Genomic DNA, 12978 nt, shown 5'->3' with positions numbered 1-12978 from the left:
TAATTTATTGAGTGAAATTGCCCTGTATTATTTTGTGTTTTTACGTTGATATGTATTTAGCGATTCCTGATCAGTGTATTTTGCTTGATGTGCAGTAAAACTCACTATCAATGATCATATAAGACACCAGGCTAGAGATTTAATAACATGCTTAAGATAATACAGGGAGCAATGCAGCTCACAGGGCGACTATCCCCAAAGTTATCGGCAAATATTGCAATGTATCTGTCTTCACGACCCAGACGCTATGCTGACTCCGAGCGTGAGAGATCGCAGCTGGCCCAAGCCAAGAAGATTACTTACCGGGGTGCTTTAGGTACAGAAAACACAGCCTGGTCCTGGGGTGAGGGCCCCGTAGTGATTCTATGCCATGGCTGGGAGGCCAAAGCCGCAAAAATGGCAACCTTGGCAATGGCAATTGCCGATCAGGGTTTCCAAGCGGTAGCCATCGATGCTACCGCTCATGGCCACTCTGAGGGCAAGGTTTGTAATTTCGATATTATGGCGAAAGATATCTGCTCTCTAGCCAGCCAGTTTTCGGAAATATTTGCCATCGTCGGTCACTCGATGGGCGGAATGATGACAATGCGTGCGCGGGAGTTTGGGCTTAAAGCCCATTGCTACGCAATTCTCGGCTCACCGAGTGCTCCCTTGCTCATCATAGAAATTATGAAAAAAATGCTGAAGGTGAGCCCTGGAACAGCAGAGCTATGCCAAGACAAGATAGCCAATCAAATAGGGTACTCTTGGCAGGAGTTGTTGCAGTGCAAAATGTATGCCCCAGAAGATACCCCGCTCTTAATGATTTACGATACTGAAGACGATGAAGTGCCGATTTTTCATGGAGAGAGAATTTATAAAACTTGGCCCGCAGCGGAGATGATTAAAATTAGCGGCGTCGGGCATAGGAAAATAGTTTGGGATGTTGAAGTGATAGAGCTTGTAAATAACTTCCTTCAGCAGCAGAAGAAGAATAAAAAAATAGTAGTCAAAGGTACTTTAAATAAAATAGCTTGAATATTGATAAAGTCTTCATCTTATAAAAATGGGCCTGAAAGGCCCATTTTTATTTGTGTGAAAGTGAGCTACGTTTAGGAGTTATTATTTTGGGCTGCCAGAAATTTTTGATATTGATAGGCTGCCCCCAGCATACATAATCCCACTAACATACAAACGACTATCTTCTGTATTAGTGAGAAGTCCTGCATGTCCCAGAGCACAATCTTCAGTGCAGCTATGCCGTAGATAATTAGTGACAACTTAAGTAACTTCTGGGTTTCGGGCTTTAATGTCTGGAACAATAGTAGGGTTGCATGGACAACGAGAGCGAAAGAAACTGCCGGTAGCCACATGGCATCAAATAGCTGTGCTAATAGAGCTACGTAAATAATAATCGCGGTAACATGCACCAGCCACATATTTGCCATTCGATGACCAGACCAAACGGCTCTTGTAGGCAGGGTTTTGTGGTAAACCAGCAGGACAGCGATGCCAAGAGAGACTAGGTTATAGGCTCCAATCCACTCTGCATTGTGCGATTTCACAATGACAGCTCCGACTTGAATCAGTGAGATTAATTCAAAAATACCCAGTGTCAGCATGTAGAAGGGCGTAAGCTGGTTGCGTACTGGTGCCAGCTTGGGTTGGCTGAAAAAGAGGCTTCCAAAATAGAGCTGGGTGAGTAGTAATGACAGGACAAAGTCATGAGTTAAAGTGTAACTGACAGCTATCAGCACTGCCGCAAAATAGTAGAAGGCCATCGGGAATACAGGCTTCAGCGCCCAGTGAATAGCTTGCTGCCACTCCCTACCTGCGGGATATCGCTTTAAGCCCTGGCCAAGCCATATGAGCCCTATGAAGCTGGCGACTCCCAGCAATAGCCCCTCCATCGCCTTGCCCTGCCAGCCGACAAACTCCTGTAGGAGACAGCCGCCGATAGTGATAAGGCTTGCAGCAGAAATCAAAATGCGAACTTCTTGTTTTAGATGTTCCATCCGCAGCCATGTGTAGAGGAATAGGGCAATACCACACGAGAACCACATAGCAACAGTGAAGTAGTCACTGGCCTTATACAGTATGGTAGGTAAGGCAATAATGGGCAGTAAAGCGTAAAAGAGTTTACGCAGTGCCAATGCCAGCTTCTGCCCTGGTGATTGTATATTCAGCTGGTGATAAAGCTCCGCAAGCAACCAAAGTCCCAGGAAAGCTTCAATACTGGCGATTTTTCCGTAGGGGATTTGATCGTAGAAATGAAGGTTGCCTACAACCGATGCACTGGCTAACAGTGGGACAAACAACAGAAGGTAATGCCAGAGACCGAGCCACTCGCTAAATGCTGAATTCATGCGCTGGCTACGCCAGATCAGGAAAGTCATTGGCAGTGGTGCCAGCAACCACATCCCTTGCGGCCAGATAATACCCACCGATAGCAGGAAGCTCGCAGATAAAAGCAGTCCGAAAGCATTATCTGCGATATAAGTGAAACGTTGTTCTGCGGGAGTGATTTTACCGGCACTACGGCGTAATAACTGGGTGATCGCAAAGGCCCCAGCACTGAGGGTTAGCCAGTTAGTCCAGCCTGCACTCACCTCTAAGGATAATAGTAGTGGAGCAGGAACCAGGCTCTCAGCCACCCATACGACAGCTTGCAAGAATAAGGTTACGCCGGCGAGGGCTAGAGCGATATAGCCCTCACTTCGCACGCTGACAAAACCAAAATGTATTCCAAGGTAAATCAGCAGGAGGCCCTCCAGGCACCACACAATGCCCAAAAATCCAGGGCTGCAAAGTGCCAGAATTGCCAGGCCTGTTAACAAGCCGCCATGGAGTAAAGCCATTGCGAGGATACTGCGGGCCGAGGCACTATTAACATCGTAGCCGAACAGGTGGCGTGAGTAGATGGCGAGCGCGGCCCAGGGTATTAGGTTGAGTAACCAAACCACACCTAGTGCATTAGCAGTGGGTGCTAGAGACCAGCTAATATGAATAAATAGCACCAGGTTTGCTACCAGCAAACCGAGGCGCCTCCTATCCATTTCCTTGCCACTAAGCCCACCCAGTATGTAATGGGCAAACCCGTAGAAGAAACCATGCAGTATCAGTAACAGACCCCAGTTTGAGCTAGACTCGCCCAAGTTTGCGACTGAAAACTCGAACATCCCTGCGCTGAGCACCATGGTGACCACTGCCAGCTGAGGCCATTGAATCAACTTGGACAAACGCAGCATTGCGAGCGCGAGTACCAACAAGTAGCTGAGATAAATAACTGCGGATGGATCAAAATGATTGGCCACCAAGGGCATCGTGGCTCCACCCAGCAGAGTCACCATGGAAACAACCCGGGTCTCGAATAGTAGGGCGAGTAAATAAGCAACTCCGGTAGTTACTACAAGCAGCCCTACGCCGATGGGAATCGGAACCAACTGATAGTAAGGCCCAGCAAAGTAACCACATAAGTAAAGCAGTATGACCCCAAGAGCGATCAGTCCTGAGCCGTAGTCCGCCATGTTGGGCATGCGCCGCCTGAACATTACCCCACCAGTAGTAGTCGCCGCTGCTACCAGGAAGCCCAAAGTCACTTTACCTACAGGCCCCAAATAGGCATTGAAGGAAAACTGCAGCAGGTAAGCAAAGCCAAACACCAGCGCCAGGATACCGGCGGCGGTCATAAAGAAGACAGGAGCCTTCCCTTGGCTTTGATAGTGCCGGTAGAAACTCATTAGGGAGCCCCATACTCGGCTAATGGGTTCCAGAGCAGGTTCCAATAGACTCGGTAGCTCCTCAGATAGCCATTTAGCCTGTCTACTAGGCTTCCTGGCTGTGTCAGGAGCAGTGGTAATAGTACTTGCTGGCTGGGTTGGAGTTTCAGGAGGAGGGGGAGTAGGTTGCTCCATCGACGGGGATCTGGAGGGATGAGTACCCATCAATTGGGATAGCTCATCTTCTGGCTCATCCACTGTCGGGAGCTGACTTGCTAACTGATCCCCAGTATCTTGCTGTATCTGCGCTTCTAGAGTCGATAACCGTTGTTCGAATATCTCAATGCGACGGCGATTGTCTCGCTCCAGCAGGGCTAGTTCCGCGCGAAGTGATTGCAGTTCACTTTCCATAACTTGCTCTAAATGCTTTTTTCCGAGGCTACCTGGGCCTGACTGAGGGAACAAGTATTTATAGGTTTGTGGCTATCTATTCAATTAGTTTTGATAAATGTATCACTGTTTTTCAGGTAAGTGTTCGCTAACTGCCTTATTGGCAACTAGTAAAATCGTAGGAAGATTAAGTACAGTGAAGATTGCTATTTTTGTTCTGTCTGTTTTACGGTGATTGGGGCAGGGGAGATCGTTTGTTGTCACTCAACCAAGAAACTTGATAGGTCTCGATAAGATAGTTCTTTCACTGTATAGCGCTTACCAAAACTACTTTTTCTATATTTTTACTTTTTTGCACTTAATATTTCAATGTGGAAAAATCATTTGACCCCCTGTAATTCAAAATATATAAGTTCCACCAGATAAAAGATTAAACATCTTTAAATATTTCACGGAAAATATGAAAGCTAGGTTTCAAAGATCTAAATATCGCATGTTGTTAATCATTTGTTGTTGTCAATTTCATATGCTCGATTGTGTATCCCTCAAGTAACTTTGTGATTTTGTATCAGGTAGAACAGTAGATATTCCCAAATTGTAAAAGTTGTCAGTAATTATTATGGATGTTCAAAGAGCCATTCCCACAGAAAGACCGCATTCACTTGTAATGGCAGCAATACTTGATACTTTGCCATTAGCAATAGCTGTAATTCCCTGGGGGATTCTTTGTGGCTCTCTAGGGATTAAAATGGGTTTGAGTCCACTAGAATCACAGCTAATGTCCTTGCTAGTATTTGCCGGGGCAGCCCAGTTATCGGCTCTTTCCATTATTGGTGTGGGCGGTGGACTTTCGTCTATTCTTGGTAGTACAGCAGTTGTAAGTTCTCGCCATTTACTCTACTCAGCAACTTTTAGAAGTGAAGCTTTAAAGCTGCCAATATACAAGCGAATTGTATTTGCCTTTCTTCTTACAGACGAAATGTTTGCAGTTGCAGAGAATAAAAATAGAGTACTTGGATATTTTTCGTTTGAATATGCGCTAATGTCCGGATTTACCTTCTACTTAATATGGAATTTATCCACCTTTGTAGGCGTTGTTGCAGGAAAGAGTATTCCAAATTTAGAAGCGCTTGGATTGGAATTTGCAATTGCTGCAACTTTTATTGCTATGGTAGTTCCAAATATTAAATCTAGGACTACTCTTATAGCTGTTTTGATTTCGGCAGTAAGTTCTGTAATGTTTCATATTTTTGCAGTACCCAATGGGTTACTCTTTTCAGGATTGATGGGTATGTGCACAGGTTATCTATTGGAAGACAAGGCCGAGGAGGAAGAGGTATGAGTATTTATACAATCTTAGCAATGTCTACCATTACTTTTTACATGCGTTATGCTTTTTTTGTAAAGAATCTTCCAATAAAGCTAAACAATAATACTCAACGTTTTTTAAGATTTACTGCACCCTGTATATTGACCTCAATGGCTGCTCCAATCGTATTTGGAGAGGTTGAGCTTTCCAATTCCGATCTGGCTAACCCCTTCCTTGTTGCAGGTCTCTTTACTATTTTAGTAAGCTGCGTGATTAAGAATACCCTTGCCGTTGTCCTTCTTAGCATATTTGCATTTTCATTGATGAAGTTCTTTTTTAGCTGAAAGAGCTTTAACTGTTTAGAGCGAAAGCTACTCGGCAGCAAGTTTAGTAGGCTGAAGTTAGGTTAAGCCAAATTTTGATGGTAAATTAAGCTGTCAGTTTAAATTAATTTGCTCTTCTTGCTATTAATGGTCTAAGTGTTATCAGGAGTTAACTTAACTGAGTCACGATAGCGTGCCAGCTCATCTAAAAGCCACTGCTGGGATGCTTCTTTAGGCTTATCGGTACACTGAATATGATATGGCTTGCCACTAAAGGTGCTCTTGGTTGCACTTAGCTTAATAAAATCTTCCGCGCTATCAATTTTGTTGGAGAAATACTTATATTTTTTCTCCATATGCTCCACTGCTTCCTGGCTGGTGTGCTCACTATCATTGCGGATAAAGGTACACTCTGAGGTAGAGACAAACTCTATTAGGTGATTTATTTCCTTGATAGGTGTATCTGCTTGAGCCAGGGTGGAGGGCATACTTAGTGAGATAGTTGTTAGTAAAGTTGAGAAACTTTTAACCATTTTTCCATTCCTTGGCTATGGAGTATCAGGGGAGTTCATTAGCGGGCCAAGAACTGGCATAGGGTCAAGAGGGGCTCTATGCCAGAACTATATATCAAGGCCAGCAGCTCGGCGCTTTAAGCGTTCTTAGTGACTACCACTTTTGCAGCGCACTGTACGCTCTTGCTATCTTCCTCTCCAACAACTTCAGAAGATTCAGTCAAAATTTGTGAGACGGTAAGTTCAGAGGCAGAAATCACCTCCATCATTTCCTTCTTACAGTTGGTGATGTTGAAGGCATTAGAAACAGCTGGGTCATAGCTGATTTTGTGAGAGAAGTCTCTCTCTTCTTCACCATTACGGCTTCTTTTGATGCTTTGGAACGCCTCTTTACCCGCATCTACAGTGTCCCCGATAACGTTGCCGGGTTGTACCTCGAGTTTCATACAAGAAGCAGTAGCAAGGGCTAGTGTAATAATGCTCAAGAGGTTCTTCATTTCTTTTTGGGCTCTGGAAATTGTAGTTTTCTTTAAAACAGTACAGTGTACTGGGTTAAGGTATTTTACATGAAGAATAACAACGAGTCCTACAAGTGGCCTTTATAATAATAAGAGTAAGCGATTGCTTGGCTATTTAGCGGACTTTTTGGCTAAAAACTAGCCTGCCAATTAAAGTATTACTTGTGAAAGTATCCCTCTGGCTGAGATAGATAGTTTTGAAAAGTGTTAACTGCAGGATATAAGCTATTTTTTATAAGCTGCTTTTGAGTATCCACACAGGTTAAGTTAGCGTGTTTATAAATGGGCTAATATTTTGAACTATGTGTTTTTATTAGTATCTGATGATCTTTGAAATATAAATATACTAAAAATAAATGGTACCATTGTTATGTTTCGACTTTTATTCTTAGCTCTAGTAATTTCCGCTCTGTCTTGTTCTGTTCTTGCTTAGAGCCCAGTTGTCAATGGAGTGAAAAATTGGCATTCGGTTAAATTTAAAAATGAGCTTTTGCTAAATTTACACCTCTATTTATATGAATTAGCGAGAGATAAAGATTTACATAATGATTTAAAAGAGGGGGGTACGCTTTCTGTTGAGGAGCAAGAGATTTTTGATCTTGTAATTAGCGAGTATAGGAAATATGGTGCTGACAAAAACATACATATCATCAGGTCTAATTCTGAGATTTCAGATTTAACTGCACTCTTAATATCACATCACGCCCTTAAGCAAGGTTCTGTGGAAAATGTTCTATATGCACATATAAATAACCTATCAACCATTTATAAAGCTAAGTTGTGGCCGGTTCATGAAGCGAGAAATCTTAATTGGTACCAGAATTTGAAAAGTAAACTTGATGTTTATGGAGATAGGGTTTCTAGCAGCTTGGAAAAGTTATTTGATGAAAAGCTGGTTCTTGATGAGCATACGGTAAATATTGTTTACAAACCTGGAATGCGCCAGGGCGCTACCACTTCTGGGAGAAGCTTTCAAACGATTATTAATAGTACCTATTCAGATTATACTGACTGGTATGCGTTTGAGATGTTTTTCCATGAAATCTCTCATGCTAATGGAGTAGGTCGAAATAGTAAGTTGCAGCGGGTCATTAATACAGAATTTAGTCGGTTGGGGCTGGACAATCATAAAGGAATTTGGCATCCGATACAGTTCTATACCGTTGGAGAAATGGTTAAGAAAGTGATATTCGAGGATGACTCAGAGTATGTACCTTATGCCGAAATACGTGGCCTGTATAGCGGGCATTGGGACTACAAAGTACTTCTTGATAAGTATTGGAAGCCTTACTTGGATGGAAAAGTTTCTATGGAGGTTGCGATAAGTAATATTGCGGTAGCTTTATCAAAGAAGGCTCCTTGATCTTATACTAATATAAATAAGTAGTAATATTGATGGTTTCACGGTACCTCAAGATACTTGTAAACTTGAGGCTTATTAAATTCTCGGGTTTTACATTTTACCTAAGTCTAGTTCGGTCTACTCATCGACCTGATGATATAAATCTATTTTTTTCCAGGGTAATGAGTGTTTGCATAAGATAAAGGTATAGCTTTAAGGCTTAAAAATATTATCTCTTATGAGTAGTCTGGAAAAAGAAGCCCCGGAAAATAGAATTCTCTGAGGCTATCTATTTCTAATCAATAAGCTCTTATGCCTTTTGGCTAGCGCTGATAGACTTTAGAAGTATTTATAGAAATGCAACTTACAGTTAACAATTCATAATGAACGAGCCCAACCTACACCAGATCATGGCTGGTAGAGGGGGTAGTCCGTATATCCTACTTCTGTGCCACCATACATAGTTTCTGGATCAACCTGATTGAGTGGCCATTCATTGCGAATACGCGTGGGAAGATCCGGGTTGGCAATAAAAGGTCGGCCAAAGCCAAAGATATCTCCATGACCTGCGTCAAGCACCCGCAAAGCTTTTTCGGGGGAATACTTTCCTGCATACATGATGCTTCCGCCAAAGATTTCACGTACTTCTCGATAGAAATTCTCAGGTAAATCCGGTGCGTTATCCCAATCCGCCTCGGCCAGTGACAGATAGGCAATTCCAGCTTCATTTAGCAGCTTAATAGCTTCGATATAGGTCTTGTGGGGGTCACTCTCTACCAGCCCAAGGTAGACTCTGTCCTCATCGGTACTTTCAAATAGCGGAGCAAAACGAACACCCAGTCGATCGCTACCGACTTCCCTTGATACCGCTGCGACAATTTCTTTAAGAAAACGCAGACGGTTTTCCAGGCTACCACCATACTCATCGTCGCGATGATTGGTATGTTCTGAAATAAACTGGTTCACCAGATAGCCGTTAGCACAGTGCAACTCAACGCCGTCGAAGCCTGCTTCCATAGCATTGCGTGCAGCTTGAGCATACATCTGGACCAGTTCTTTAACTTCTTCTGTTGTCAGCGCGCGGGGTTCACTGGGGTCCGCCAATGCGCCGGCCCCAGGCCCCGTTTCGATAAATACCTTAACTGCATCTGCGCGGATAGCTGATGGCGCAACGGGCGCTGCATTGCCAGGCTGTAGTGAAGTGTGAGATACACGTCCAACATGCCATAGCTGGGCAAAGATGATACCGCCTTGATCGTGCACGGCTTTGGTCACTTTTTTCCAGCCTTCGATCTGTTCCTTTGAATAGATTCCAGGTGTCCAAGCGTAGCCTTGGCCCCTGGGTTCGATTTGTGTGCCCTCTGTAACCATAAACCCAGCACCAGCACGCTGTGAGTAATAGTTAGCCATCAAGTCATTGGCAATATTGCCAGGCTGGCTACTGCGTGATCGGGTCAGTGGCGGTAGAACAATACGGTTTTTTAGGGTGTAAGGGCCGAGGTTGATCTCACTGAATAGTGACTCGTTTTTCATAATGACCTTCCTGTTAAAAACTGACTGCAGTGAGTGTTTGAAAAGACACAAGTAAAAAGCAGCGGTGATAAGGGCAACTGAATAGCCCCAGCGAGTTTTGGCTGTGCCTTGTGATGGTGGGAATACTAGAGGTGCAAGGATACAATTTGAAACAACTACTCTTTGTCTTGGTTACAAATATGAATGGTATAAGCCGCTTGGACCTAAAACAGCTACGTATACTGGAAGCACTGCTTCAAGAGAGAAACCTATCCCGGGTAGCTGAAAAGGTGGGGTTAACCCAGCAAGCGATAAGCGAACAGTTGCGTAAGCTGAGAGAAGTGTTTGATGACCGGCTGTTTATCCGGCAAGGCAACGGTATGGTGCCTACCCCTGTTGCTGAGCAGCTGGGAGGCAGGATCAGTAGTATTTTGAAGGATGTAGAGTCACTGCTAACCCCAATAGCGTTTGATCCGGCAACTTATAGAGGGATTTTTAGTATTAGTGCCACGGATTACGCGATTCAATCGGTACTGCCCCAGCTATTAGAGGTTGTCCGTAAATCTGCCCCGGAACTTAAAGTTATCGTCAGGGACTTTGAAACAGATAATCTCAATCAGTTAATGGTTGCTGGTGAGATCGACTTAGCGCTTACCTTTCCTGATTTCATCCCGGATGACCTGCCATACAAATTGCTATTTGAGGAGCAACATGTCTGTATCGCGGGAAAAAAGTCTCCACTGAAGAGTAAGTCATTAACATTGGCAGATGTAGCAGAGCTTCCGCAACTGATCATTTCACCGTCACGGGCAAACCTCAAAGGATCACACGATGAGTGGTTTGCGATGCAGGGGCTAAAACGCAATATTGTTATGTCGATACCCAGCTTTTCCGCCGCTCCAGATATTATTGCTGCGACAGACACAATTGCGTTTTACCCCTCAAGACTTCTACCCAATAAAAAAGTTATTCCCCTTAAGTTGGACACGCAAACACCAAAATTTGAGGTTATAGCAGCATGGCATAGTCGATCTAACCATAGCCAGCTTCATATGTGGATGGTTGAACAGCTTATGAAACTTTTTAAGTAACCATGCAATTTAGTTGATAGAAAATAAGAGTAATATCTTGAATTAAATCGCGGTTGGGAAATAAGATGGTTTATAGCTAGCCATCTTATTTTTGAAAACTAAAATAGGCTATATTTCTATTCCCGTAAGAATAACTCTGCCACTTCCTTTTTAGCGGCAACAACATAGGTAATCATTAGGTTTTCCTGATTAATATCAGTTAGATAATCGATATCTCTATGCACTGCTCTCAAGATAGAAAAGTCACCAGTGCTGAGATCGTATGACCACAGTTGATCATCTCGATTGATTGAGTAAATCACATTCTCTTTGATCACAAACCTTTTTTCACTGCCCTGATAAATCAGCTCTTCAATAAGCTGGTCTTCCGCAGGGCCGGGCTGCCAGAAGCGGTTCATATGATCCATATAGATTAGCCGGCCATCCTCGGTTCGCTGGGCCCAGTTAACTTGTGCATCGTTGATACTACTCACTTCAAGATTATCCAGGTTTACTTCTGCAAACTTTGTAACACCTTTCACCGTTAGAGTTAACAGTGCGAGGTTACTCACACTATCCCACTGGAATAGTCGGTCAACTGGATGGGCTAGTGAGAAGGCTTCTCTGCTACCGTCCAAGGAGATTTTAGTCAGTATCTGATTGGCACTCGCCAGTATGCTTTGGCCGTCGGCAGACCAGCTAATACCGTAGATATTGGTATCCATAGGAAACTGGCTGACTTGCCGTAAATCGCTGCCATCAGTTATCCACACCTGGTCTTCACCAGAGCGCCTGGAAGTAAACGCAATCAAGTTGCCACTGGGTTGGAAAATGCCATCATCCTCTCCCAAAATCGACCGTGTTGTGCTTGGGTAGAGTTCGCTGACATCTTCGTCCGAAGGTGTATCGATTGACTCAGGTTGGTTAAGCGGTATTGATGCAATGTCACTATCGTATCGGCCCTTAATCAGAAGTGCCCTCTGCCCATTTGGGTGGAATTCCGGCGAGCTGGCAGACTGATCCAGGGGTAAATCAAGCTTACTGACCTTTCCATCATAAGTGAGAGAGAAGAGTCGCCGCCCTGTGCTAAAGATTAACTCATCTGTAAGCGGCGAAAAGTTAGGGGATATGGTCCTGCGCTGGGGGATTTCATCCGGATAGTCTATCTGGTGGCTGGATAAAAGCGCCCCCTTGGAATCCAGCATATCTATATAAAGCTGGCCATCTTGATGATGGCTGGTTACGGCTATTAACCCTTCACTTATTGAGTAATCAAAATAGGCCAGGTTTCCATTCTCCAGGTCATAAAGGACTCGACTGGCATTATCCCTGACTGAATAGTTGATCAACCGCCAACGGTCAGTCTCTTTGTGCAAAATAGCGAGATCATTATTATTTAGCCATACCGGGTTCTTAATCGCGGAATTTCTACAGCGCATTAATACATTTGGCTGCTGTGGGCTGGCTAATGCCTTTTGAAAATCCAGGCTTACCAGGTTGTAACAGGTATTCTGGGTTAGCGGTATGGTGCAGTCTTCTTCAGAAATAAATACCAGCTTTTTGCCATCCGGTGATAATGTATGGCGGCCATAAGTACCCCATTCTGGGGTTAACTCCGTTTCCTTCTGGGTATGTATATTCCTGGCCCAGATTTTATTAACGCAGAGCTTATCTAAGTAACGATTAAATATAATATATTCACCGTCAGGCGAATAAGAGGGGCTAAACTCTTTACGGTCAGTTGCAGTTACCGCCTGTAATCGATCAAATACAAGCTGAGAGCTTTGCTCGGGCGGAGAGTGTTTAAATATAACAAATACTAATAATACCAACCCGACAAGTGCAAAGATTGGAAATCGATTTGGTTTGATCGTCTGGGTTTGGTGGTTTGGATTAACCGGTGTTATATCTATTTCATGCTCAGGGGGAGTAGGGGAGGGAGCTTCCTCTTCCGGTGCTGTCTTACCCTGTGGAATAGAATCACCATCTTGCCAAACAATATCGCATTCGAGGCTATAACCCTGTTTCGCATGGGTCCTAATATAAGACTGCTGCTTCCGATCTTCCCCAAAGGCTTTTCTAAGTTGCGCAATACTTCTTTGCAGCGTATTGGGTGTGACTATCGTATCCGGCCAGACCTCAGACAGTAGCTCATCCTGGCTCACGACTTTTCGCTGATGTCTTGCTAAGTGGGTTAAGACAGCAAGGGCTTTAGGGGGGACAGTTTGCGAGTGCTCATGTCGGGTGATCTGGTTTCTGGATAAATCAACAAAGAAGTCACCCACCCAATATTGTGAAGTCATT

The 12978-nt window shown here is 44.0% G+C and carries 10 protein-coding genes; 5 read left to right on the top strand and 5 right to left on the bottom strand.

Annotated features, from left to right (window positions below):
* Window positions 1-147 precede the first annotated feature (147 nt).
* Entirely contained in the window at window positions 148-1017 is an 870-nt protein-coding gene (locus ACJJIQ_RS16780) for an alpha/beta hydrolase (protein ID WP_445362503.1), read from the top strand.
* Between the two features lie 74 nt (window positions 1018-1091).
* Here ACJJIQ_RS16780 and ACJJIQ_RS16775 read toward each other — a convergent pair whose 3' ends face one another.
* Window positions 1092-4109 carry a DUF2339 domain-containing protein gene (locus tag ACJJIQ_RS16775; RefSeq protein WP_445362502.1) on the bottom strand — a complete coding sequence of 1006 codons (3018 nt, stop codon included), beginning with the start codon at window positions 4107-4109 and terminating at the stop codon, window positions 1092-1094.
* A 598-nt stretch (window positions 4110-4707) separates the two neighbouring features.
* On the opposite strand from ACJJIQ_RS16775, the gene ACJJIQ_RS16770 reads away from it, so the two are divergent.
* Window positions 4708-5430 (top strand): AzlC family ABC transporter permease, encoded by a 723-nt coding sequence (locus ACJJIQ_RS16770; protein ID WP_445362501.1) that lies wholly within the window; start codon window positions 4708-4710, stop codon window positions 5428-5430.
* Window positions 5427-5741 carry a branched-chain amino acid transport AzlD family protein gene (locus ACJJIQ_RS16765; protein WP_444934161.1) on the top strand — a complete coding sequence of 105 codons (315 nt, stop codon included), beginning with the start codon at window positions 5427-5429 and terminating at the stop codon, window positions 5739-5741. Before ACJJIQ_RS16770 ends, ACJJIQ_RS16765 begins: the two co-directional genes overlap by 4 nt.
* A 131-nt stretch (window positions 5742-5872) precedes the next feature.
* Here ACJJIQ_RS16765 and ACJJIQ_RS16760 read toward each other — a convergent pair whose 3' ends face one another.
* Both ACJJIQ_RS16760 and ACJJIQ_RS16755 read right to left on the bottom strand, forming a co-directional pair.
* Complete coding sequence (locus ACJJIQ_RS16760; protein WP_444934160.1) at window positions 5873-6253, bottom strand: DUF5329 family protein; 381 nt, start codon at window positions 6251-6253, stop codon at window positions 5873-5875.
* 116 nt (window positions 6254-6369) lie between these two features.
* Window positions 6370-6678, bottom strand: a complete 309-nt coding sequence (locus ACJJIQ_RS16755) for a hypothetical protein (RefSeq protein ID WP_445362500.1) — start codon at window positions 6676-6678, stop codon at window positions 6370-6372.
* 523 nt (window positions 6679-7201) lie between these two features.
* Here ACJJIQ_RS16755 and ACJJIQ_RS16750 point away from each other — a divergent pair.
* The gene (locus ACJJIQ_RS16750; protein ID WP_445362499.1) at window positions 7202-8113 is read left to right on the top strand and encodes a hypothetical protein; all 912 of its coding nucleotides are present in this window, start codon (window positions 7202-7204) and stop codon (window positions 8111-8113) included.
* 387 nt (window positions 8114-8500) lie between these two features.
* On the opposite strand, the gene ACJJIQ_RS16745 is transcribed toward ACJJIQ_RS16750, so the two are convergent.
* The gene (locus ACJJIQ_RS16745) at window positions 8501-9625 is read right to left on the bottom strand and encodes an alkene reductase (protein ID WP_445362498.1); all 1125 of its coding nucleotides are present in this window, start codon (window positions 9623-9625) and stop codon (window positions 8501-8503) included.
* Between the two features lie 179 nt (window positions 9626-9804).
* On the opposite strand from ACJJIQ_RS16745, the gene ACJJIQ_RS16740 reads away from it, so the two are divergent.
* Window positions 9805-10695, top strand: coding sequence for a LysR family transcriptional regulator (locus ACJJIQ_RS16740; RefSeq protein ID WP_444946159.1), 891 nt, complete (start codon window positions 9805-9807; stop codon window positions 10693-10695).
* A gap of 116 nt (window positions 10696-10811) precedes the next feature.
* Here the strand turns inward: ACJJIQ_RS16740 and ACJJIQ_RS16735 are convergent, their stop codons facing one another.
* Window positions 10812-12977 (bottom strand): winged helix-turn-helix domain-containing protein, encoded by a 2166-nt coding sequence (locus tag ACJJIQ_RS16735; RefSeq protein WP_445362497.1) that lies wholly within the window; start codon window positions 12975-12977, stop codon window positions 10812-10814.
* Window position 12978 lies beyond the last annotated feature (1 nt).

It is taken from the genome of Microbulbifer maximicatervae (SeqCode) (genome assembly GCF_052468295.1).
Note: the sequence above shows the minus strand (reverse complement) of the source record. Positions and strands in the feature narration are given on the sequence as shown.